Source organism: Marivirga arenosa (assembly GCF_030503895.2).
GTDB lineage: Bacteria > Bacteroidota > Bacteroidia > Cytophagales > Cyclobacteriaceae > Marivirga > Marivirga arenosa.
Window position 1 is genome coordinate 3,119,288 of record NZ_CP129970.2, and the last position, 22,986, is coordinate 3,142,273.

Below are 22,986 nucleotides of genomic sequence, written 5' to 3' on the forward strand. Positions count from 1 at the left end.
ATCCATTTGAATGAAATTATCAGAACTGGAGGACTATTATTAAAATTTTAGTTAACAATAGATGTCTCTAAAGATATTAGGGTATCAATTAAGGTAGAAGTAAAACTCTACCTTTTTTATTTTATACATCTCTGACATCTAAGATTACATCTGGATACTGATCTAAATTTTCTAGAAAATAAAAATATTTTTCAGCTACTTCTTCCTCGCTACTTAAAGCATTGTCAGCTTTCAGGTTTTTAAATCGATCTATTCCGCTGAAGGACTTTTCATCCGCATTTCGGATCTGTGTTTGCATTTCTGTATCCACAACACCAGGGGCAATAGCTTTAATGATAAATCCATTTCCGTCTAATTCAGCTTCTTTAGCCGCTACTTTTGAAGCCATATCTAAAGCAGCTTTTGAGGCACAATATCCTGACCAACCATCTACGGCATTTTTACCAGCTCCTGAGCTTATATTAATGATTATTTTTTCTCCTTCATGATCTTTTAAATCATGCATAAACTGATTCATAAGTAGGAGAGGAGCACTTACATTTAAATTGAAAAGTTGAGGGATGCTATCGTTATCAATACTTCCCAAATGTTTGATATCTCCTAATGTTCCTGCGTTATTAATTAAAACTAACTTGTCATATCCCTTCGCATCATTGAAAAGATTGGGTAATTCATTTTTCAATTCATCTAAATTGGATAGGTCAATGGAAATAGCTTTATAGTTTTCATCAGATATTGAATGACTTCTACTAATTCCCCAAACCGTAGCTCCTGATTCTAGAGCTTTATTGGTAATGCCTTTCCCTATTCCTTTACTTGCGCCTGTTATGATAAAAAGTGATTTATTCATAATTCTTTCTTTTAATCTTGAATAAAAACGTAAAAAAAAGCCCGAATTCCCTAAGAAATACGGGCTTAAATTATAAGATTTATAGTCTCCTAAAGAATATACTGACTTAAATCTTTGTCTTTTACTAAGCCGTCTAATTTTTCACCCACCATTTGTTTAGTGATTACCACTTTAGCATTTGCACCGATTTTGTCAGGAATGTCAAAAAGTAATTCATTAAGAAGTTTACTCATTACAGTTTGAAGTCTTCTTGCACCAATATTTTCAACTTCTGAATTTACTCTAAAAGCGATTTCAGCTAATTCCTCTAAGGCATCATCATCGAATGTTAAATCAACTTCTTCTGCTTTAAGCAGAGCAGTATATTGTTTTGTTAATGAGTTTTTAGGTTCTTTTAATATTCTAAGGAAATCAGCTTTCGTTAAGCTATCTAATTCCACTCTGATTGGGAATCTTCCTTGTAATTCTGGAATTAAATCAGACGGTTTGCTTACATGAAAAGCTCCTGCTGCTAAGAACAGAATATGATCGGTATGGATAATACCATACTTAGTATTGACAGCACTTCCTTCTACAATTGGAAGTAAATCTCTTTGAACCCCTTCTCTACTTACATCACCACCGCTCGAATTACTGCTTCCTTTAGCAATTTTGTCAATTTCATCGATGAAGATCATACCTGTATTCTCTGCCTTTTGAATTGCCTCTTCCTTCACTTCATCCATATCAATCAATTTGGAAACTTCTTCCTCAATTAATAGCTTTCTAGCCTCCTCAATCGTAACCTTACGTTTTTTATTCTTCTTAGGTATCATGTTACTAAGCATGTCTTGCAAGTTGATCATAGATGCTTCATCCATCATGCCACCACCAATCATGCCCATTCCATTATTTGCAGGGGTTTTTACATTGATATCAATTTTACGATCTTCTAATTCTCCATTACGCAATTTTTCTCTGAATCTCTCTCTAGTTTTTTGATTCAGTTCATAATCATTGTCCGGTACTTGATTATCAGCAGTTGTGCTAATCGGACGCTGACTGTTAGACTTCATAGGTGGGATCAAGGCATCCAGAATGATATCCTCAACAATATCAGCAGCCTTATTTTTCACTTCCTCTTTTTTAGAAGCTTTCACTAGATTTACCGATTGTTCTACTAAGTCACGAACCATACTTTCAACGTCACGTCCAACGTAACCTACTTCAGTGAATTTAGAAGCTTCCACTTTAGTGAAAGGAGCATCCGCTATCTTAGCCAATCTTCTGGCAATTTCTGTTTTACCAACACCAGTAGCTCCAATCATTAAGATATTATTCGGTACAATCTCACCTTGAATATCCTCAGGTGTATTCATACGCCTCCATCTATTACGCAAAGCAATGGCAACATTTCGCTTTGCATCATTTTGTCCGATTATATATTTATCGAGCTCTGAGACGATCTCTTTTGGTGTCAAAAATAATTTATTATTCATGATTTTTTCTTTACTATATTTTTCAAATTACTTCCCAAAGTAATAAAGTGAGCAAAACTACCCGCTTGATATATCGCACTAGAATATGCTATATTAAATTTCTTTGTATGTACAAAAAAACCAAATGTAAAACCCCCTGCTCCTCCAACTTGTTCAGCTTTTAATGATTGTCTGATTAAATGATTATAGCCAGCTCTAAGATTAATGTTTTCACCTAAGATTAATTCAGTTCCAATTGTCACATGCTGAAAAATTTTATCAAATGTATTAGGTGGATTGTTACTAATATCTGTAAATACATTGCTATCATCTTCAGGAATTAAACTATTATCAAAATAACTTAGATCATATTGATAAAGTCTATTAAGTGTTAAAGAGAAACGGAAAGGCATGAACTCAGGTTTGAATGTACTCCCTAATTGTACATCAAATGGTAAACTTCTGTCTTCATTTTCATATTTATTGGTATAAAAACCAACGTTTTTTATAACCAATCCTATCGATAAGTCTTTTTCAGGATGAATAAAGGCACCACCAAAGTCGGTAAGTATAGCAGATTGATTAAATCCACTTATCTGACTCATAACAAATTTCACATTGGCCCCATATTGAAAAGCACCATCTGTTCTCGAATGACTTATTTGAATGGCATAATTAGAAGCTGTAAAATCGTTAGTTGAAGCTCCTGTATTATCAAAACCTTTAAAACTACCATAGCTTAAATAATTTACTCCTAAACTGAAAATTCCAGCGTTTTCAAAATTTTGTGCATAGGTAAGCTGACTGTTATAAATATCAGCATAAAAAGGAATGAAGTTAAAGGATGCTTGGCCTCCCATATCAGCATTTAATAATGCTGGATTTTGCCAAACCATATTGACATCTCCTGCATTAGAACTAACATTAACTGTACCCAAACCTGCAACTCGTGCGTGATTAGGTAACTCTAAAAATTCAAAAGTCCGTAAGCCCCCAATCTGCGCAAAAGCAGTTTGGGAGGCAAGCATGCAAACCAAAAGGCTCAGTATGACCTTTTGGGACCTCATATGGAATTAGCAGGCACAGTTTTTTTATCGTCCTCATCTGGGATTACAAAATTGATTGGATTTTTGATTTTCTCTTTCAATAGTGCAATCTCTAATACTTCATTCACCTGATCTACAAAGTGAATGTTTAAGCCTTTGATATACCTTGAGTCGATCTCCTCAATATCCTTTTTGTTACGTTTACAAAGAATTACATCTTTGATACCGGCTCTTCTTGCCGCTAATATTTTCTCTTTCAGTCCACCAATCGGTAATACTTTTCCTCTTAAAGTAATTTCACCTGTCATAGCCAGCTTCGATTTCACTTTTCGTTGAGTATAAATTGAAGCCAAAGAAGTAATCATTGCGATACCAGCTGAAGGCCCATCTTTAGGAACAGCACCTGCTGGTACGTGAATATGTAAATCGTAATTATCAAAGATTTTATGATGAATACCTAATTCATCAGCATGTGATCTTAAGTAGGATAGGGCAGTCATAGCAGACTCTTTCATCACATCTCCTAATTGACCTGATAAGGTTAATTTACCTTTCCCTCTACTCAGACTAGATTCAATAAAGAGTATTTCACCACCTACTGAAGTCCAGGCTAAACCAGTAACTAATCCAGCGGTCTCATTATCCTGATAAGTTTCCTTTTCAAATACTTCAGCACCTAATATTTTTACAATATCTTCTGACTCAATCTTGCTATTGTATTCTTCTTCCATAGCAATTGATTTAGCGATATTTCGTATCACCTTTCCAATTGTTCTTTCTAAGCCTCTTACTCCTGATTCTCTAGTGTAATCTTCTATGATTTTAGCAATTGCTTTTTTACTAAAAGTTACATCCTTTGCTTTAAGCCCATGTTCTTTCTTTTGCTTAGGAATTAAATGCTTTTTAGCAATTTCAACCTTTTCCTCAAGTGTATAGCCAGTTACTTCAATGATTTCCATTCTATCTCTTAAAGCTGGCTGAATGGTGTCTAGTGAGTTAGCAGTAGCTATAAAAAGCACATTAGATAAATCGTATTCTACTTCAAGATAATTATCTTGGAAAGTTTCATTCTGCTCAGGATCTAATACCTCAAGTAAAGCTGAGGATGGATCGCCTCTGAAATCAGAATTAACCTTATCAATTTCATCTAAAATATAAACAGGATTTGATTTACCGGCTTTTTTCATGTTTTGGATGATTTTACCGGGCATTGCACCTACGTAAGTTTTTCTATGTCCACGGATTTCAGCTTCATCATGAACGCCACCTAAAGACATGCGAACATATTTTCTTCCTAGTGCATCAGAAATTGATTTTCCTAAGGAAGTTTTACCAACACCTGGAGGTCCGTAAAGACATAGGATAGGAGCTTTCATATCTTGCTTTAATTTTAGAACGGCAAGATATTCTATTATTCTTTCTTTTACTTTTTCTAGTCCGTAGTGATCGCGGTCTAGAATTTTCTTGGCTCTTTTTAAATCAAAATTATCCTTAGTAACTTCTCCCCATGGTAATTCTAGAAGAAGCTCAACATAATTCATAGCTACTGGATATTCAGCGGCTTGTGGGTTGATTCTAGAAATCTTATCTATTTCTTTATCAAAGTGTTTTTGGACTTCTGAAGGCCAATTTTTATCTTTCGCTTTTTGTCTTAAGTTGTCCAACTCTTGATCAGGACTGTCTTGACCTAATTCATCTTGTAACACTCTGATTTGTTGCCTCAAGAAGTAATCTCTTTGTTGCTGGTCAATGTCAGTATGAACCTTTTTATGGATTTCATTTTTTAATTCCAGCATCTGGATATCCTTAAGCATGAATTCCAATAACAAAGTAGCTCGTTCTTTAGCATTGGTTTTCTCTAGCAATTTTTGCTTATCAGCTACCTCAGAATTTATGTTTGAAGATAAAAAGTGAGTTAGGAAATTCGGATTTTCAATATTATCAAGCGCAACTTGTGCTTCTTGAGGAATTTCCGGATTGAGCTTCATTATTTTGCTGGCAGCATCTTTTAAAGATTGAATAACTGCCTTATTAGATTTTAATTTAGGATCTAATTCCTCATCATTCAATTCTTCATATGTGGCAATTAAGAATGGGTCCTCCTGTACCACATCCTTTACTTTAAATTTCTGCTTACCCTGAATGATAATGGTTGTATTCCCATCTGGTAATACAATCATTTTCAATATTCTAGCTACTGTACCAATATTGTAAATGTCATCCTTTCCAGGATCTTCAACTTTGCTATTTGATTGAGCAACTACTCCTATAATTCTATCTCCCTTATAAGCCTTTTTAACTAACTTAATTGATTTTTGTCGGCCAACCGTAATAGGTATAACTACACCAGGAAATAAAACTGTATTTCTTATTGGTAAAATTGGAAGTTGATCTGGTAAATCATCTTCTCTCATACTATTTTCTTCATCAGTAGATATGAGTTGTATTAATTCACCAGTTTCATCATCATTTATCTCAGAAAGCGCTTGTGTATGCTTTAATATTGAATCCATATATATCATTAATATTTCAGCCAATTTGGCATTTGAAATCCCTTATTTGTCCCTTTAAATGGGGTTCTTGACTAATTCAATTGTTATGCCAATAAAATTATACCTAATTTTGGTTTTAATTAAATGGTAATTCAGACATTTTTCGGATATTAAAGTTTGAAAAACTGACATATTTACCGTAAAACTATCAATTTGTCTTGAATCAATATCTTAATAAATTATTTTTAATTATTCTGATCCTGTTTTCTATCGATATTCAGGCTCAATTTAATCCTCAGGTTGAATTATCAAAAAAGGAGGCAGAGGAATTATTTCCTTTCTATTTCCCTAATGTAAATCAATTCAATTATTATCAAGATGAAAATGAACTTGAGAAAATAAACCGGACCCAGCAATCTAAAAACTGGGAAAAATTCAAGGAATTGTTAGAGGATTATGTTCAGCAATTTGCCATTGAAAATTTCTATAAAGATACTCGTTTAATATGGCAATTGGCTAAGATGGAAGAACTTTATGGTGATCTTGAAAAAGCTAAAAGTCTATACCGATTGGCATTGAAGCATCATCAAAGCAAAATTGATCTTCGCCAGATGGAAATATTTCTTGATTCGGTTAAGCTTGAGCAAACTGATGATTACGTGCCGATAGATTATTATTATGAATTGGTAGATTTTAGAAAATCTATTGACACATTAGTACCGCCAAGAGGAATTTTATTAAGTATGGGAAAGCAGATCAATTCCAATATGGCTGATTATGCACCTGCACTTACTCTGGATAATAAAACCATCATATTCACATCTAAAAGAAGTATTAGCGGTAGCTTACTATCAAATAATTCTAATGAGGATTTATATGTTTCTGTTCAGATAGATGGCATGTGGCAGGATGCAGTCCCGATTAGAGGTATAAACAGTAGGAATAATGAAGGCTCAGCAGCATTAAATGCTGAAGGAAATGAAATAATATTTGCACGCTGCGGATCATATGATGGCTTTGGTAATTGTGATTTATATGAAACACATCTGCAAGAAGATAGCACCTGGAGTAAGGCAGTGAATCTAGGAGCCAATTTAAATTCTAAAGCCTGGGATTCTCATCCATCACTTTCTATTACAGGTGACACCTTATTTTTCGCATCCGACAGAATTGGTGGCTTTGGCTTGTCAGACATTTATTTTTCAGTTAAAAATGAAGACGGGCAATGGTCTGCTGCAAAAAATTTAGGTCCAGTAGTGAATACCAGAGGGAATGAAGTGAGTCCTTTTATACACCCTAGACATCAGATACTATATTTTAGCTCAAACGGACATTTGTTAAATTTTGGAGGTTTTGACATATATAAATCTAATTCTAAAATGTTTTTATGGGATGAACCCCAAAATATAGGACCATTAATCAATACCGAAGGAGATGAATATTATTTCACAATAGATTCTGAATCTGAAGATTTGTTTTATGCTGGTTCTTCCTCGATGAGAAGCCACAATTTAGATTTATTTTCTTTCCCGTTACCAATGGAAGCTCAACCGGGAGCGAATACAAAAGTTAGTGGTGTTGTAACGGATACGGTAAAAGGAAAACCCTTCAGAGGTATAGTTTCAATAGTCGATATCGAAAATGGAATTGAGATAGCACCTAAGTTTACAAGAGAAGATGGGAGTTTTGAATTCAATCTAATCAATAATGCTAATTATGTGATGGTAGTGCAATCTGATGAATTATTCAGAATCGAAGAAATGTTTTTCCTTTCGGGTGATACGGTTATGAATAAAAACATTGATCCAATGTCCAGTAAAATCAGATTCAAATCCATTGAATTTGAGGAGAACTCTGCAAAACTAAGGCCAGATATGTATTTTGATTTGGATAAAGTGGTAGATTTTCTTCTGGACTATCCTGAATTTAAACTGAAAATTTCAGGTCATACCGATTCATCTGGTGATGAGATTAGGAATAAGTCTTTGTCACAAGAAAGAGCAGACGCAATTCGTGATTATATTATTTTGTTACACCCAATTGATCCTAGTAGAGTGGTTGCTGAAGGTTTTGGAAATAGTAAACCAGTAGTTTCAGATGAACAAACTGATGATGACCGTAGATTGAATAGGAGGGTAGAGTTTGAAATCTACCGCCCCGATTCAGATTAATTTATTTTCTTTCCAGAAGTACTACATTTTCAACATGATGGGTTTGAGGGAACATGTCAACAGGCTGAACTTTAGTTACTTTGTATTTCTCATCTAGCAGTGCCAAGTCTCTTGCTTGAGTAGCTGGATTACAGCTTACATAAACTATTTTTTCGGCTTCAATATTTAATATTGTTTTTACTACATCAGGATGCATGCCTGCTCGTGGAGGATCGGTTATAATTACATCAGCCTTCCCATGTTCTTTCAAAAATTCATTATTGAAAACATCCTTCATATCACCAGCAAAAAACTTAGTGTTTTTGATGTTATTCAACTCTGAATTTACTTTTGCATCTTCAATGGCTTCTGGTACATATTCAACTCCAATTACCTTTTCTGCACTTTTAGCTATAAAATTAGCGATTGTTCCTGTTCCAGTGTACAGATCATAAACAGTTTCATTACCTTTTAAATCCGCAAAATTTCTAGCTACTTTATATAATTCATAAGCTTGATCGGAATTTGTTTGATAGAAAGATTTTGGACCAATTTTAAATTCCAATCCCTCCATTTCTTCAATAATATGATCTTTCCCATGAAATACATTTACCTCTAAATCATGGAAAGTTTCATTTCCTTTTTGATTTAGGATATAAAGCAATGAAGTAATTTCTGGAAAGCTTTCTTTTATATGATTAAGCATCATATTTAGCCACTCCTCATTTTCTTCTGCTACTTGCAAAATTACCATTAGCTGCCCAGTGGAGGTAGTTCTGATAATCAGGTTCCTAAGAAAGCCATCTTGCTTAATTAAATCAAAATAGGTGATCTTATTATCCTTAGCAAAGCGGTCAACTGCATTTCTAATTGCATTTGAAGGATCTGCCTGAAGATAGCATTTGTCGATTTGAACTATCTTATCAAATCTCTTAGGTACATGAAAACCTAATGCATCGGACTCAAACTCTTTTCCTGAATCAATTTCCTCTCTAGTTAACCATCGGTTATTAGAGAATGTAAATTCCATTTTGTTTCTATAGAAAGTAGTATTTTCTGATCCAAGTATTGGGGATATCTTAGGTAAATCAACTTTTGCAATTCTTTCTAACGAATCTTTTACTTGCTCACTTTTAAACTCAAGCTGATCTTCATAGCTCAAATGCTGCCATTTACAACCACCACATACACCATAGTGGTTACAAAATGGTTCTATTCGCATTTCAGATTTTTTATGAAAATGAATGGCCTGTCCTTCCAGAAAACTTTTCTTTTTCTTATTAACCCTAACGTCTACAACATCTCCTGGAGCAGTTCCACCTACAAATACGACTTTATCATTATAATAACCTAAGGCCTTACCCTCTGAAGCTATTTTTTCAATCTTTAATTCCTTTATTATTGGATGCGGTTTTCTTCCCATAGCCTGCAAAATTAGGCTATAATTATGTAAGCAAAAAGCACGAAAGTAGAATTTATAAATCTACAGATTTTAAATTTTACAATTTTTTAATTTGAGAGCTTTTAATGTAGGCTACCTTATCATCATATATGATTTTACTCCAAACATCAATTTCTGATTTCAATTTAACCTTGGCTGGAGATTTAAGCTGTTCAACTAGGTTGGCCCCAGATGAAGGGCCTTCAAGTAAATAACTAGGGTTATTAGTTATGATTGCCTCATTTCTACCCTCATAATTAGTTAGAAAGATTAAAATAATAATAGGGAGTATAGATGCTGCAAAATAGTTTTTCTTTTTGCTGGAATCTTCTCTGTTTTTAATCATCAATCCAATGAAAAGGAATGTTAAGATTGAAGCTAAGAGTTGAATGTAAATCTTCCATTCTTTGTACAATAAGTCAAGCTTATAAGCAAAGCCATAATTAAATCCAGCTATATTTTCTTCTTCAGTATTTTCTTTTAAATAATCGAGGGCTATTTCATCCTTAGTGAGCTGATAATATTTCTCTAAATAATAAAATGATTTACCAGGATTACCCATTCCTTCCTCAATTCTAGCGAGCTTTAATAGCATTGAAGGACTAGCATTTCCACTTTCATAAATTTTATTATAAATTTTTATCGCACTTATATATTGTTTTTTTTGATACAAAGAATCAGCCTTAACTAATTCCTTTTCAGGCGACTGCGCAAATCCATATTGGCTTATAAATGTAAAAAGTAAAAGGGAGTAGGATAGAATTTTAAACTTAAGCATTTGCATTTTATTATTTAGTACTTACCTTTGCAACGCAATTAAGGAAAACGACTCCTTAAAAGCAATAAAAACGCTCTTAACTCATAATAGTTGAGTTTATTTATAAAGAGTTTTGTAATCAAAAAAATGACTCGCTAGCTCAGCTGGTAGAGTATCCCGATTAAAAGAATCGGGAGGGTCTTGGCTGCCAAGACTTCTCAAGAAGTGGAAATAATTTAAATGACTCGCTAGCTCAGCTGGTAGAGCACATCCCTTTTAAGGATGGGGTCTTGGGTTCGAACCCCAAGCGGGTCACAAATTATCGAAAAAAATAAAAACATTTTTCGATAAAATTGATTAAATAGTGACTGATTAAGAGAATCAGCTTTAATTTAATTCATTAAAATAAAGTCTTCAAAAACTTTGACTCGCTAGCTCAGCTGGTAGAGTATCCCGATTAAAAGAATCGGGAGGGTCTTGGTAGCCAAGACTTCTAGAAAATTTAAGATAATTATATGACTCGCTAGCTCAGCTGGTAGAGCACATCCCTTTTAAGGATGGGGTCTTGGGTTCGAACCCCAAGCGGGTCACTTACTACTAAACCTATCTGTTGAAAAATGGATAGGTTTTTTAGTTTTAGCCTTTATATTTGCTTAAGAATTAAGCGCACGTGGTGGAATTGGTAGACACGCCATCTTGAGGGGGTGGTGGGCGCAAGCCCGTGGAAGTTCGAATCTTCTCGTGCGCACAAAAAAAGGCTGTGAATGTTCACAGCCTTTCTATTTTGATATCCACTCTACTTTTAATCCGTAAATGCCATTAATAAATCCTGTTTTGTGATAATGTGTGGAGCATTATTATCATCTAAAACCATTAATGCCTTGTCACCATGATTCATCATGGATGAAATGGTATCTACTGTGGTGTTTAAAGCAATAAATTTAAATGGATCATCCATTATTTCTTTTATTGGATTATTACGTAATTCAGGTTTTTCTACTAGTTTGTTTAGTAATTTCGTATCTGAAATACTACCAACAAATTCACCATTATGAGTAATTGGTAATTGAGAAATTGATAACTCATCTAAAAGTCTAACAACTTCTCCAATTTTTTGGTCACTTTCGATACTGATTAAATTATAATTATCACCTCTTTTCTTAATAATATTTTTTGCTGTAGCATAATCATTATTTTCTAGGAACCCATGATCTCTCATCCAGTCATCATTATAAATCTTTCCAAGATAACGTGTCCCATGATCAGGTAAAATGATCACCATAACATCATCTTCTTTTAAGAATTCTTCAGCGTATTCTAATGCACCATGAACAGCAGCACCACATGACCAGCCACAGAAAAGACCTTCCTCTCTCGCTAATCTTCTGGTCATTATTGCGCTATCTTTATCCGTTACTTTTACAAAGTGGTCGATCATTGCAAAGTCAACATTCTTAGGTAGAATGTCTTCACCTATGCCTTCTGTTAAGTAAGGATAGATTTCTTTTTCATCAAATTTCCCTGTCTCTTTATATTTCTTAAAAACAGATCCGTAAGAATCAATACCTACACTAACGATACTTGGATTTTGTTCTTTTAAGTAACGAGAGGTTCCACACATAGAACCACCTGTACCCACACCAGCAGCCCAATGCGTTATTTTTCCTTCAGTCTGGTCCCAGATTTCTGGCCCAGTAGTTTCATAATGAGCTTTTGCATTTGCAGGATTATCGTATTGATTAGGATAAATTGAGTTTGGAGTTTCCTCGTGTAATTTTTTTGCAACAGAATAATAAGAACGAGGGTCATCAGGACTTACATTAGTAGGACAAACTATCACTTCAGCTCCTACAGCTCTTAAAATATCCATTTTTTCTTTTGATTGTTTATCTGCTAAAGTGAAGATACATTTATAACCTTTTGAAATAGCAGCTAATGCCAATCCCATTCCCGTATTGCCTGAAGTCCCTTCAATAATGGTTCCTCCTGGCTTTAATTTCCCTTCTTTCTCCGCGTCTTCAATCATCTTTATAGCCATTCGGTCTTTCATTGAATTGCCAGGATTGAAGTATTCTACTTTTACTAAGATGGTTCCAGGAATACCTTTATTTACCTTATTTAGTTTTACCAAAGGTGTGTTTCCAATGGTCTCTATTATAGAGTTGTAGTACATTTTAAATTCTTTTTTTTGACAAAGGTAGTTATTTAAAATCATCAGTGAAATGTGACGTATGTAATATTCATAATCTTTTAGAAAGAACAGTCACTACAATAGTGGCGTTATTTGTAGTGTAATTAAAATTTAAAGCTATGGAAAACCTTAATCCACAAATCCTAATGAAGATAAATGAATTGTCTGATTATGGATACAATAATAATTTTCAATTTGAGAATGGTGAACTAGTGTTAAGAAAGGAAGAAGATGATTCTAAGATTGAAAAACACTATGTTGCAGAGCAAGTGTCGGTAGAAGCTGAATATTTATATGAGGATAATGGTTCCGCTGTTATAACTTTTATGACTAATGACGGTGAACTAGGCTATGCAATTGATACCATGAATTCTACTGGTGAGTTTCCATTAATCAATTACTTCGAAGCATTAGAAGACTAATTTGTTTAACATTCATGGTTTTTACTCGTTGAATACATAAACACTAAAAAATATTTTATGGATTCAATGAATACAATAAAAGAAAAAATAGAAGAATTAAAAGGAAAAGGTTTTTCTGAAGATTTCTTTTTTGAGAATGGTAAGCTGAATACAGAAAATGATTCATTTGATAAAAATGAAATCCAAGATATCAAAGAATATAGGTTCGAAGGAAAGTCAAATCCCGATGATTTATCAATCTTGTATCAAATACAAACTAAATCAGGAGTTAAAGGAACTATAGCTGATGGATTTGGGCCAAGTGCAAACCAAGAACTTACAGAATTTATACTAGGGGCAGAATCTTAATTCTGCCTTTTTTGTGCTAAAAGGTATAGTACAGCCATTCTTATCGCTACCCCATTTTCAACCTGATTTAGAATAATTGATTGATCAGAGTCAGCAACATCACTACTAATTTCAACACCTCTGTTTATGGGGCCAGGGTGCATTACAATAATTTCTTTTTGAAGGCTATCCAATAATTTTTTATTAAGTCCATAATAAAGAGAGTATTCTCTTAATGATGGGAAGTATTTAAGTTGTTGCCTTTCCAATTGTATTCTTAGCATGTTGGCAACATCACACCATTCTAAGGCTTCTTTAATATCCCAACTTATTTTAACACCTAAATCACCAATATATTTTGGGATTAAGGTGGCTGGACCACAAACCATTACTTCTGCACCTAGTTTTTTCAGGGCGTAAATGTTTGATAATGCTACTCTTGAGTGTAATATGTCTCCAATAATTGCCACTTTTTTACCTTGTAAATCAGTTATCTTTTCTCGAATTGAATAGGTGTCTAAAAGAGCTTGAGTTGGATGCTCATGTGTACCATCTCCAGCATTTACAATATTTGCTTCAATATTTTTAGATAAAAAATGAGCAGCTCCTGGGCTAGAATGTCTCATTACTACCATATCAACTTTCATTGAAAGTATATTATTCACTGTATCTAACAGCGTTTCTCCTTTTTTTACTGAACTATTAGAGGAAGAAAAATTCACAACATCAGCAGAAAGTCTTTTTTCTGCTAATTCAAATGATAGTTTAGTTCGAGTTGAGTTTTCAAAGAAAATATTGGCAATCGTGATGTCGCGCAAAGAAGGTACTTTTTTGATTGGTCGATTAATAACATCTTTAAAATGGTCGGCAGTTTGAAAAATTAATTGAATATCTTCAGTAGTTAAATCTTTGATACCCAATAAATGATTAACACTTAAATTTGTCATTTTTATTCGTTTGTCACTAACCAGATTTTATCACTTTCTGCACCTTGATCCGTCCATTCAACCAATACCTTTTGGGTCTTAATAGTATTAACACCTCTTCCTACATAATCAGGTTGTATGGGTAAGTCTCGAGTATACTTTCTATCAATAAAAGTAAGAAGCTCAACTAATTTAGGTCTGCCAAACGCAATCATAGCATCTAGAGCAGCTCTTACAGTTCTCCCAGTGAACAGTACATCATCAATTAACACAACTTTTTTATCCTCTATTATAAAAGGAATTTTAGTCGCATTTGCTTTAATTGGAGTTTCTCTTCTCCTGAAATCATCACGATAGAAAGTAGTGTCTAGAAGTCCTAAAGGTAATTCTTTATTAAGCCTTTCTTTTAAGCGCTTTTGAATTCTATGAGCTAAAAAAACTCCTCTTGGTTGTAGGCCTATTAAAACTGTGTTTTCAAAATCTTTGTGATTTTCAATTAATTCTTCTACTAACCTATTAATGGTGATTTGAAGAAGGTCGGTATCTAAAATTAGGCGTTTTTCCATTGTGCACTGGCAAAGATAATAAAACAGTAATTTATTCGACCACGATTTTATTGATAAAAAATACTTTTCTATTCAACTTGATGTTTTGATCTCTAAGGTTTTTAACCTTATTTACTCCAAAAGCATAAAAGTTATTACCGTACCACTGTTTAAGCCCTTCTAATTCTTCATCACTACTTTTCATTTCATCATTCTCATACATCAATTTCAAGCTTTCTGTAAATTTACCCTCTACAATTTCGCTGCCTTTGATAACTTTAATTTTCAATTCCTGGTTATATAAATAAAGCATTACAATTTCATTATCTAAGAATGCAAGATGAACGTGTTCTTCAAGTTGAAAGCTTTTCAAATCATTAATTTCAAAGCTATTATCCCATATTAAATTACCATCATCATCAAATGCAATGATAACTGCATGCGTATATTTGTAGCCATCAAAAACCTGAGTGGATCCCCTATTGAGAAAAGGGTCATAACTGTAGGCTGTATATCCATATCCATAGGATCTATTTGAATAGGTGGGGAAATATGCCTCACCAATTAAAATATTCTGATCCTCCTGTTTTACTATGTCTTGAACATATAGTCTATAACTAAACTTTAGTTTTTTACCTTTAATTTTTTTGCGAGCTATTCTTTTTAATACGCGATTCTTTCTTTTTTCTTTCATGTAGTTAAAGAAATTGTCAAGATTTCCGTAATTATAGTATCGGATTTGTTTCTCCTGTTCTCTCTCTAAATCTGCAATGAATATACCTCTGGAGGTTTCAGTTCTTCTTTTAATAGAGTAAGTTCCAGCAAGTAAATTTCCACCTTCACTACTATTCACAATACGTCCATCGGTTAAACTGAGGTTGTCTTTTGCTTCTAATGTTCTTGTAAATTCAGGTTCTCCAAATGTATTAAATGCTCTTATTGTAATACCATATCTTTTATTCATCAAGCGATCTGATGTAATTACTCTTATGAAATCATCATTGGTGCTAGTAACCAATTGAAGAAGAGTGCTTCTATCGCTATAAAAGCCTGGAAGTACAATTCCTTTTTCAGCTGTAAAATTGTACAACATCACCACGGTTCTCATATTAACATTTCCACCAAAGATTACCGCATCATTTTTTATTTCAAATTCGGTTAATCTGATCGGAACAACATTATTATATAGGTAGGATTTAAATTCATTATCATATTTCGCTGAAAAAGTGACAAATAATAGATCTTTAGCATATTCAAGACCTTCTTGGAAAAGCATTACAAATCTATCTTTATCGTAGCTGTAGCCTTTAAAAGAAAACTTTTTATCAATCAATACTTCCTGTCTGTTGATTTCTATAAGATTGGTGTCAAGCCTTATAATTTCCCATACATTTTCATTTTTAGTTTCATTTTCTTCTAATTCTTTAAAAAGAAATAGTCCTTTTTCTTTTGCTGAAACAATGTAATAGTCATCATTAAGGTCATCTATTTCAATCTCATAACGAGTAGGTTGAGAGACTTGTCCAATAGCAAAATAACTACTAAGAATTAATAAAAGACTAAGCGAAAAATATAATTTCATAAATAATAGATTATAAAATCAGCATTGATAACATTCGATTATTTGATTTGTTAGACATTAAAATTATAGAAACAATCCATTATCAAACCCAATATATCCTTTAATTTTACAAAAAATCAATAAGCTTTGGAAAATAAACAAATAATAAAAGTTTTAAAAAATACTGCCAAGCTCATGGAGCTGCATGGTGAAAATGATTTTAAAATTAAAAGCTATCAGTCTGCTATCAATAGCCTAGAACGGTTTGATAATAGGCTCTCTGATTTAAGTGAAAATGAGCTGCAAAAAATTGATGGTGTAGGTAAAAGTTTAGCACAATCTATTTTTGAAATAAGTGCAAAGGGTACTCTGCATCAGTTTGAAGTATTGCATGATAAAACTCCTGCCGGAATTATAGAAATGATGCAACTCAGCGGATTTGGTCCCAAGAAAATTAAATTAATTTGGGAAAAACTTGGGGTAGATAATCTTGAAGATTTAAAATTAGCTTGTGAAGAAAATAAAGTAGCAGCTTTAAAAGGCTTTGGAGCTAAAACGCAAACAAAATTATTAGAAGCAATTGAATTTAAATTAAGTTGGAGAGGATATCTTCATTTTAGAGAGGCAGAAAAGTTAGCAGCAGAAATAATTAAAGAACTAAAAGAGATTGAGGGAGTCAAAAAGATATCCATTACGGGTGATTTAAGGCGAAAAATAGAAGTAATTAATACCACTGAATTACTAGTAGCGGCAGAAAATAAAGCTAAGGTAATTCAATATATTATGAAGGCTGATTCCTTAGAATTAGATAAAAAGAATTCTGGCCCAATGAGTTTGAAATTTATTCATTCAGCACTTAATGCATCCTATAAAATCATTTTTACCACTGAGGAAGATTTTGTAAATGAATTATTTAAAACTACTGCTAATCCACAACATTTAAGCTTAGAGCTTCATAATAAAAGTACGTTTAATGAGCTTTTAAAAGAAAAAAAATATTCTTCGGAAGAAGCAATTTATAAGGCCGCTGATTGGCCTTATGTTGAACCAGAGTTAAGAGAAGGATTGTGGGAAATTAATTGGGCTCAAAATGATAAACTTCCAAAGCTTATTGAGATGGATGATCTTAAAGGAATATTACATAATCACAGCACATACAGTGATGGTAAAAATACTTTAAGAGAGATGGCAGAATACTGTAAGGAATTAGGCTATGAATATTTAGGAATTAGCGATCATAGTAAAACTGCTGCATATGCGAATGGGCTACAGGAATTTAGAATTAAGAAGCAGCATGAGGAAATTGAGCAACTGAATAAAGAATTAGCACCATTTAAGATTTTTAAAGGAATTGAATCAGACATACTCAATGATGGTTCCTTAGATTATGCAGATGATGTTTTGGATAGTTTTGATTTTGTAGTTTCATCTATTCATTCTCCTCTCAATATGGATGAAAAGACTGCGACCAATAGACTAATTACTGCTATTTCAAATCCATACACCACTATATTAGGTCATCCGACCGGTAGGTTACTATTGCAAAGAAAAGGATATCCCATTAATCATAAGGCAGTGATAGATGCTTGTGCTGAGTTTAATGTGGTAATTGAAATAAATGCTCATCCATGGAGGTTGGATTTAGATTGGAGACATGTTAGATATGCTTTAGATAAAGGAGTTAAGATTTCAATAAATCCTGATGCCCACGAAACAATAGGATACCACGATATGTATTATGGTCTGTGTGTTGGTAGAAAAGCAGGACTTACTGCTGAAGAAACCTTAAACACTATGAATAGGGATGAGATTTCTCAGTATTTCATAAATCGTAAAAAGTCTGCACTCTCAAAATCATAAACTTGAAAAAGCTTAATAAAGTACTTATACTTCGATTCTCTTCAATAGGTGATATTGTTTTGACTACGCCTGTTATTCGAGCAATCAAACTCCAATTAGATGATGTGGAGGTTCATTATGCTACTAAAAGAGCATATGCTAATATTCTGGAAAATAACCACTATGTAGATAAAGTTCATGTTTTAGAAGATAAACTTGATGATTTAATTCAAGATTTGAAGGCTGAAAACTATGACTATATAGTGGATTTGCATAATAATTTAAGAAGCAGAATTATCAAACTTAGGCTGAATAAGCCATCGAAATCCTTTCAAAAGTTAAATTTTGAAAAATGGCTGATGGTAAATTTGAAGGTGGATAAGCTGCCTAATAAGCATATTGTTGACCGTTATATGGAGGCCGCATCCGAACTAGGTGTTAAAAAAGATCAGTTCGGTTTAGACTATTTTATTCCTGAAAAGGATGAGATTGAAAAAGAATGGCTTCCTGAATCTCATCAAAAAGAATATGTGGCTTATGTTATTGGAGCCCAGCATAACACTAAAAAACTGCCATTTAAGAGAATGGTTGAATTATGCGATAAAATAAATAAACCTATAGTATTAGTAGGAGGACCAGATGATGCTAAAATGGGTGAAAGAGTTGAAGATTTTTTCAAGAAAACTGATTTATCTGAACCCTATGAAGAGAAACTCACGGAATTGGGTAAAAAAGCAAAAGTATTTAATGCTTGTGGAAAGTTCAATTTAAATCAATCAGCTTCCATTGTGAAAGGAGCAACTTATGTTTTTACACATGATACAGGTCTAATGCATATTGCGGCTGCTTTTAAAAAGAACATATTTTGCATTTGGGGGAATACAATTCCAATGTTTGGAATGTATCCATACAAAACGAAATTTACAATACTGGAGAATAATAAGGTGAATTGTAGACCATGCTCAAAAATTGGATATCAGAAATGCCCTAAAGGACATTTTAATTGTATGAATAAAATAGTTTTTGATTTTTGGTTACCTTAATACTAATAGAAAGCATCTTCGATGTGAAGATATTCTGACGGCTTTTTTAAGTTTATACTTAGAATATCAAACCTAATGTCTTTTTGCCAATTAATTGCATGTATATAATCTTCAGCGGCCTCCATTACTTTATCAACTTTTGCTTGATTAACGCGTTCTTCTGGAAATCCATGTTGAAAGGAATGCAATGATTTTACTTCAATAAAAACTAATAAATTATGATGTAAAGCAATAATATCAATTTCAGATCTTTTATATCTGTAATTACGTTCTAAGATTTCATAATCTTTTGATTGGAGAATTTTTATCGCTAAATCTTCTCCTAAATCGCCTATTTTTTTGTTATTCACGCTTCAGGTATAATTCAAGTATTATATTTGTGAGCTAAAATATTGAATTAAAATTTACTGTGATAAATTTAATAAAAACTTTTCCTAATCAACTCTCTGAAGCTCTTGAACTTACTCATCAGCTGGATGATTTGAATACTTCATTTGAAGATGTTAATCATATTGTGATCAGTGGAATGGGAGGATCAGGAATTGGTGTGCACTTGGTTAAAAGCATAGTTGAGGATTATTGTCATGTACCCATAACACTTATTCAAGGTTATAGATTGCCAAAATGGGTTAATGATAGCACACTTTTTATTGCATGCTCTTATAGTGGAAATACTGAAGAGACTTTGACTTTATTGGAACTTGCAAAAAAGGTGACAAAAAATATTTTCACGATTACAACTGGTGGTAAGTTGAAAGCAATTTCTGATCAGAATGCTTATCCACAATATAATTTTTCAGGAGAAGCTGAATGTCCGCGAGCAGGTCTTGCGTTCCCTTCAGTAGCGATGCTCAGTCTGATATCAAAACTTGGATTTTGTCCTGGTTTGAATATTAAAGATGAAATTCAAAAGACTTCTGAATTTTTACAAAATGAACAGGAGGCTATTATTGATTTAGCCAAAAAATATTCAAAAGCTATTTCAAATCATTTTACATTCTTGTATGGTGATCAAATATTTTACCCAGCATTATTAAGGTTTCAGCAGCAACTTGCTGAAAACAGTAAACAAGTATCTCATTTAAATGTCTTCCCTGAACTTAACCACAATGAATTGGTAGGTTGGGAAAATCCAAAGCATCATATTTCAAATTCTAAAGTAATTATTCTTCGTTCAGATTTAGATCATGAACGAAATAAGTTAAGGATGAATATAAGCAAGTCTATTTTAGCAGAAAAGACTGAAGTAATAGAATTAATGGCTTTAGGCGAAACCTTTACTCAGCAGGTTTATTATTTAATTCACCTTGCAGATTGGATTAGTTTTTGTTTAGCAGAGGAAAACCATGTTGATCCGTTTCCTGTTGAGAAAATAAATTATCTGAAAAATAAACTGGCTCATTAAGTAGTGAATTACAAAATAAATAAAAATACTGAATTCCTTTCCTTAGGAATGATGGACTATAAAGAGGCTTGGGATTATCAGGAAGAGTTGTTTTTAAAAACAATTGACATAAAAACAGCTAATCGAAAGCTAACTGAAGAAGAACACGACATTACTCCAAATTACCTAATATTTTTAGAGCATCCTCATGTTTATACGTTGGGAAAAAGTGGTTCTGAAGATCATTTGTTATTAGATAAAAAAGGCCTAAAGGAAAAGGAAGCTACTTATTATAAAATCAATAGGGGAGGTGATATAACTTATCATGGCCCTGGACAAATTGTAGGGTATCCAATTTTAGATTTAGATAATTTCTTTACTGATATCCATAAATACCTCAGACTACTTGAAGAAGCAGTAATATTAACATTAGAAGAATACGGTATAAAATCAGGTAGAATTAAAGGTCTGACAGGCGTTTGGATTGATTTTAAGGAAGGAGCTAAAAATCCAAGAAAAATTTGTGCGCTAGGGGTGAAATCCAGTAGATGGGTAACGATGCATGGATTTGCTTTTAATGTAAATACAAATCTAGATTATTTTAACAATATTATTCCATGTGGTATAGATGATAAAGCCGTTACTTCAATGGAAGCAGAACTAGGGGAGAAGCAGGATTTTAATGAAGTAAGCCAGAAATTAAAAAGGCATATTGCTAATTTGTTTGAGATGAAATTGATTGAGAAATCATGAAAAAAGATATAGATTTTTCACCAGTTACTGGAGTAGAATTGGTTTTAACTAAATCAGAAAATAATGGTGAAACTCAATGGGATGTTTATTTGGTCAATAAAAACTTGATTGAACTGGAAACTGTAATGATTACTTCAAAAGGATACGGTGAAATTGATGGCCATAAGAAAGAAACTTCAGTTTTAAGACATGTGATTGAAAAAGTTGAGGAGCAGAGTTACGCTAGAATTGAACCTATTCAACCTGATTTATTTCAATTAAACAATGAGTACTGGGTTAGCTATTACATTTTAAATCAAATCTTTGATAAAAAATTCGTTTTCGTTCCTGATTCAATACAGGAAGATAATCTTCAGTATATCCCAGAATTAGATCTTATGGGAATACGACATGCTTAAATTATTTTTGTAAATAATAGTTTCAATAAATATATTTATGGCAAAATTTAAATATAATGAAACTATCTACTGCATTATTTAATCTAATATTCATATTTCTTGGAATCAGCGCTCAAGCTCAAATAAATGGCTCTAGTTGGTCAGATATAAAAGGCAAAGGTCAAGGAGAATTAACTTGTGTTTATTATCAAACTCCAGGCCTTGTTTTTGAGGAAGGAGGTCAGATGAAGGGTGTTTGTGTTGATATAATGAATGAATTTCAATCCTTTGTAAAGGAAAAATATAATGTAAATTTAGAGTTTGACTTCAAGAAGAAAGTCCCTGTATTTACTGATTTTATAAATACAGTAAAGAATGGTAAAAATATAATGGGAGTTTGTAATACAAGTATTACAAACGAAAGGAAAAAATATTTAGCGTTTTCACCAGCTTATATGAATAATCCATCTGTACTATTGTCCAATGGAAATGCTCCTGCAATTAAAGAACTATCTGAAATATCAAGTAATTTCTCTGATTATAAGGCAATAATAATAAAGGGTTCAACGCATGAGAAATATTTAAAGGAAATTTCTTCTGAATACTATCCTGATTTAGATATTGAATATGCGAACTCAGGGTCTGAAGTGAATGCAAAACTTAGAAGTGGAGAAAAATATTTTACTTTAATTGATTTTACAGAGTATTTTGATGCAGTTAGGAACAGAATGGATGTTACGCGTCACCCCATTCCACTTAGTGAATTAGAAGATCAATTAGGATTTATCTTTCCAAAAGGCAGCGATTGGGAGAAAATATGGGGTGAATTTTTAACACCTGCATTTAAGGAAAGCGTTACGTACAAAAAAATCTTAGCAGATAATCTCGGTACTTCCTTTGTAAATTTGATAAGGTAATTAATTTTTCAATTTTATGGAAGCGGAATTGATACAATACCTCAAGCCTGTTGGAGGAGGGCCATCAGGAAATACATGTCCTAAATGAGCCTCGCATACATTACATAATACCTCTACTCTTACCATTCCGAAGCTAACATCCTTTTCGTACTTGATTACATTATCTTTAAATGGTTCAGTAAAGCTTGGCCAACCTGAACTAGAGTCAAATTTCAAGGTAGAATCAAATAAGGTAGTTCCACAACATCTGCATGCATACTTACCTGCTTCATGAGCTTCACAATACTCCCCAGTAAATGCTCTTTCAGTACCTTTTTTTCTGGTGATCTGGAATTCTTCAGCAGTTAGAATTTCTTTCCATTCCGTTTCCGTTTTCTCCACTTTTTTAGGTGGTTCAGGACTACCATTATTTGCGTATTTAATTACCTCGTTCCAATTCATAATAACTAAAATTATATACAGACAACACTATCAGATTCATGTTGTTTTCAAGTTTTGAAATTATAAT

At 33.0% G+C, this 22,986-nt stretch carries 21 protein-coding genes and 3 tRNA genes; 12 read left to right on the forward strand and 12 right to left on the reverse strand.

All coding sequences use genetic code 11. The annotated features are described in order from the left end of the window. Nucleotides 1-121: 121 nt before the first annotated feature. From QYS48_RS13555 to lon, 4 genes are all read right to left on the reverse strand, one after another. Nucleotides 122-850, reverse strand: a complete 729-nt coding sequence (locus tag QYS48_RS13555; RefSeq protein WP_308356379.1) for an SDR family NAD(P)-dependent oxidoreductase — start codon at nt 848-850, stop codon at nt 122-124. An 89-nt stretch (nt 851-939) separates the two neighbouring features. Further along, nucleotides 940-2,328, reverse strand: a complete 1,389-nt coding sequence (gene hslU, locus QYS48_RS13560; protein ID WP_308356380.1) for an ATP-dependent protease ATPase subunit HslU — start codon at nt 2,326-2,328, stop codon at nt 940-942. Further along, complete coding sequence (porQ, locus tag QYS48_RS13565) at nt 2,325-3,374, reverse strand: type IX secretion system protein PorQ (protein WP_308356381.1); 1,050 nt, start codon at nt 3,372-3,374, stop codon at nt 2,325-2,327. The genes hslU and porQ overlap by 4 nt, the downstream gene beginning before the upstream one ends. Then, nucleotides 3,371-5,866: an endopeptidase La gene (gene lon / locus QYS48_RS13570; RefSeq protein ID WP_308356382.1), complete on the reverse strand. Its 2,496-nt coding sequence runs from the start codon at nt 5,864-5,866 to the stop codon at nt 3,371-3,373. Before lon ends, porQ begins: the two co-directional genes overlap by 4 nt. Before the next feature lie 197 nt (nt 5,867-6,063). On the opposite strand from lon, the gene QYS48_RS13575 reads away from it, so the two are divergent. Beyond that, nucleotides 6,064-8,016: an OmpA family protein gene (locus tag QYS48_RS13575; protein WP_308356383.1), complete on the forward strand. Its 1,953-nt coding sequence runs from the start codon at nt 6,064-6,066 to the stop codon at nt 8,014-8,016. A gap of 1 nt (nt 8,017) precedes the next feature. On the opposite strand, the gene rlmD is transcribed toward QYS48_RS13575, so the two are convergent. Both rlmD and QYS48_RS13585 read right to left on the reverse strand, forming a co-directional pair. Next, nucleotides 8,018-9,418, reverse strand: coding sequence for a 23S rRNA (uracil(1939)-C(5))-methyltransferase RlmD (gene rlmD, locus QYS48_RS13580; RefSeq protein ID WP_308356384.1), 1,401 nt, complete (start codon nt 9,416-9,418; stop codon nt 8,018-8,020). Nucleotides 9,419-9,494: 76 nt separating this feature from the next. Beyond that, complete coding sequence (locus tag QYS48_RS13585) at nt 9,495-10,214, reverse strand: hypothetical protein (protein WP_308356385.1); 720 nt, start codon at nt 10,212-10,214, stop codon at nt 9,495-9,497. A 221-nt stretch (nt 10,215-10,435) separates the two neighbouring features. On the opposite strand from QYS48_RS13585, the gene QYS48_RS13590 reads away from it, so the two are divergent. The 3 genes from QYS48_RS13590 (at nt 10,436) to QYS48_RS13600 (ending at nt 10,941) form a co-directional block, all read left to right on the forward strand. Continuing rightward, a tRNA-Lys gene (locus QYS48_RS13590) sits at nt 10,436-10,508 on the forward strand. Nucleotides 10,509-10,710: 202 nt separating this feature from the next. Continuing rightward, nucleotides 10,711-10,783, forward strand: a tRNA-Lys gene (locus QYS48_RS13595). A gap of 74 nt (nt 10,784-10,857) precedes the next feature. Further along, nucleotides 10,858-10,941, forward strand: a tRNA-Leu gene (locus QYS48_RS13600). 54 nt (nt 10,942-10,995) lie between these two features. Here the strand turns inward: QYS48_RS13600 and QYS48_RS13605 are convergent. Next, a complete protein-coding gene (locus QYS48_RS13605) occupies nt 10,996-12,366 on the reverse strand; it encodes a cystathionine beta-synthase (RefSeq protein WP_308356387.1) in 1,371 nt (456 codons plus the stop codon). Between the two features lie 137 nt (nt 12,367-12,503). Here QYS48_RS13605 and QYS48_RS13610 point away from each other — a divergent pair, with 137 nt between their 5' ends. Further along, nucleotides 12,504-12,806 carry a hypothetical protein gene (locus QYS48_RS13610; RefSeq protein WP_302101183.1) on the forward strand — a complete coding sequence of 101 codons (303 nt, stop codon included), beginning with the start codon at nt 12,504-12,506 and terminating at the stop codon, nt 12,804-12,806. Between the two features lie 57 nt (nt 12,807-12,863). Then, on the forward strand, nt 12,864-13,154 hold the full coding sequence (locus QYS48_RS13615; RefSeq protein ID WP_302101182.1) for a hypothetical protein: 291 nt from the start codon (nt 12,864-12,866) through the stop codon (nt 13,152-13,154). Here the strand turns inward: QYS48_RS13615 and QYS48_RS13620 are convergent. From QYS48_RS13620 to QYS48_RS13630, 3 genes are read right to left on the reverse strand one after another with little or no spacing between them, the layout of a single operon-like run. Then, complete coding sequence (locus QYS48_RS13620; protein ID WP_302101181.1) at nt 13,151-14,080, reverse strand: aspartate carbamoyltransferase catalytic subunit; 930 nt, start codon at nt 14,078-14,080, stop codon at nt 13,151-13,153. The genes QYS48_RS13615 and QYS48_RS13620 overlap by 4 nt on opposite strands. Nucleotides 14,081-14,082: 2 nt before the next feature. Continuing rightward, the gene (gene pyrR / locus QYS48_RS13625) at nt 14,083-14,625 is read right to left on the reverse strand and encodes a bifunctional pyr operon transcriptional regulator/uracil phosphoribosyltransferase PyrR (RefSeq protein WP_308356388.1); all 543 of its coding nucleotides are present in this window, start codon (nt 14,623-14,625) and stop codon (nt 14,083-14,085) included. A 31-nt stretch (nt 14,626-14,656) separates the two neighbouring features. After that, a complete protein-coding gene (locus QYS48_RS13630) occupies nt 14,657-16,186 on the reverse strand; it encodes a hypothetical protein (RefSeq protein ID WP_308356389.1) in 1,530 nt (509 codons plus the stop codon). A gap of 126 nt (nt 16,187-16,312) precedes the next feature. On the opposite strand from QYS48_RS13630, the gene polX reads away from it, so the two are divergent. Together polX and QYS48_RS13640 are read left to right on the forward strand one after the other, a co-directional pair. Beyond that, a complete protein-coding gene (polX, locus tag QYS48_RS13635) occupies nt 16,313-18,025 on the forward strand; it encodes a DNA polymerase/3'-5' exonuclease PolX (RefSeq protein ID WP_308356390.1) in 1,713 nt (570 codons plus the stop codon). A 2-nt stretch (nt 18,026-18,027) separates the two neighbouring features. Beyond that, the gene (locus tag QYS48_RS13640) at nt 18,028-19,047 is read left to right on the forward strand and encodes a glycosyltransferase family 9 protein (RefSeq protein WP_308356391.1); all 1,020 of its coding nucleotides are present in this window, start codon (nt 18,028-18,030) and stop codon (nt 19,045-19,047) included. A gap of 2 nt (nt 19,048-19,049) precedes the next feature. Here QYS48_RS13640 and QYS48_RS13645 read toward each other — a convergent pair whose 3' ends face one another. Beyond that, on the reverse strand, nt 19,050-19,397 hold the full coding sequence (locus QYS48_RS13645) for a YraN family protein (protein ID WP_302124430.1): 348 nt from the start codon (nt 19,395-19,397) through the stop codon (nt 19,050-19,052). A gap of 59 nt (nt 19,398-19,456) precedes the next feature. On the opposite strand from QYS48_RS13645, the gene QYS48_RS13650 reads away from it, so the two are divergent. The 4 genes from QYS48_RS13650 to QYS48_RS13665 are packed head-to-tail and all read left to right on the forward strand — an operon-like array spanning nt 19,457 to nt 22,478. Beyond that, on the forward strand, nt 19,457-20,452 hold the full coding sequence (locus tag QYS48_RS13650; protein ID WP_308356392.1) for a bifunctional phosphoglucose/phosphomannose isomerase: 996 nt from the start codon (nt 19,457-19,459) through the stop codon (nt 20,450-20,452). Nucleotides 20,453-20,455: 3 nt separating this feature from the next. Continuing rightward, the gene (gene lipB / locus QYS48_RS13655; protein ID WP_308356393.1) at nt 20,456-21,184 is read left to right on the forward strand and encodes a lipoyl(octanoyl) transferase LipB; all 729 of its coding nucleotides are present in this window, start codon (nt 20,456-20,458) and stop codon (nt 21,182-21,184) included. Next, complete coding sequence (locus QYS48_RS13660) at nt 21,181-21,582, forward strand: hypothetical protein (protein ID WP_308356394.1); 402 nt, start codon at nt 21,181-21,183, stop codon at nt 21,580-21,582. The genes lipB and QYS48_RS13660 overlap by 4 nt, the downstream gene beginning before the upstream one ends. Nucleotides 21,583-21,638: 56 nt before the next feature. Beyond that, nucleotides 21,639-22,478, forward strand: a complete 840-nt coding sequence (locus QYS48_RS13665; RefSeq protein ID WP_308356395.1) for a transporter substrate-binding domain-containing protein — start codon at nt 21,639-21,641, stop codon at nt 22,476-22,478. Here QYS48_RS13665 and msrB read toward each other — a convergent pair whose 3' ends face one another. Further along, nucleotides 22,479-22,919 (reverse strand): peptide-methionine (R)-S-oxide reductase MsrB, encoded by a 441-nt coding sequence (gene msrB / locus QYS48_RS13670; RefSeq protein WP_308356396.1) that lies wholly within the window; start codon nt 22,917-22,919, stop codon nt 22,479-22,481. It abuts the gene before it with no gap. Between the last annotated feature and the right edge of the window lie 67 nt (nt 22,920-22,986).

Coding starts and splice junctions, on each gene's coding strand:
- QYS48_RS13555 (WP_308356379.1), bottom strand. CDS start 850: ATGAATAAATCACTTTTTATCATAACAGGCGCAAGTAAAGGAATAGGG.
- hslU (WP_308356380.1), bottom strand. CDS start 2,328: ATGAATAATAAATTATTTTTGACACCAAAAGAGATCGTCTCAGAGCTC.
- porQ (WP_308356381.1), bottom strand. CDS start 3,374: ATGAGGTCCCAAAAGGTCATACTGAGCCTTTTGGTTTGCATGCTTGCC.
- lon (WP_308356382.1), bottom strand. CDS start 5,866: ATGGATTCAATATTAAAGCATACACAAGCGCTTTCTGAGATAAATGAT.
- rlmD (WP_308356384.1), bottom strand. CDS start 9,418: ATGGGAAGAAAACCGCATCCAATAATAAAGGAATTAAAGATTGAAAAA.
- QYS48_RS13585 (WP_308356385.1), bottom strand. CDS start 10,214: ATGCTTAAGTTTAAAATTCTATCCTACTCCCTTTTACTTTTTACATTT.
- QYS48_RS13605 (WP_308356387.1), bottom strand. CDS start 12,366: ATGTACTACAACTCTATAATAGAGACCATTGGAAACACACCTTTGGTA.
- QYS48_RS13610 (WP_302101183.1), top strand. CDS start 12,504: ATGGAAAACCTTAATCCACAAATCCTAATGAAGATAAATGAATTGTCT.
- QYS48_RS13615 (WP_302101182.1), top strand. CDS start 12,864: ATGGATTCAATGAATACAATAAAAGAAAAAATAGAAGAATTAAAAGGA.
- QYS48_RS13620 (WP_302101181.1), bottom strand. CDS start 14,080: ATGACAAATTTAAGTGTTAATCATTTATTGGGTATCAAAGATTTAACT.
- pyrR (WP_308356388.1), bottom strand. CDS start 14,625: ATGGAAAAACGCCTAATTTTAGATACCGACCTTCTTCAAATCACCATT.
- QYS48_RS13630 (WP_308356389.1), bottom strand. CDS start 16,186: ATGAAATTATATTTTTCGCTTAGTCTTTTATTAATTCTTAGTAGTTAT.
- QYS48_RS13660 (WP_308356394.1), top strand. CDS start 21,181: ATGAAAAAAGATATAGATTTTTCACCAGTTACTGGAGTAGAATTGGTT.
- QYS48_RS13665 (WP_308356395.1), top strand. CDS start 21,639: ATGAAACTATCTACTGCATTATTTAATCTAATATTCATATTTCTTGGA.
- msrB (WP_308356396.1), bottom strand. CDS start 22,919: ATGAATTGGAACGAGGTAATTAAATACGCAAATAATGGTAGTCCTGAA.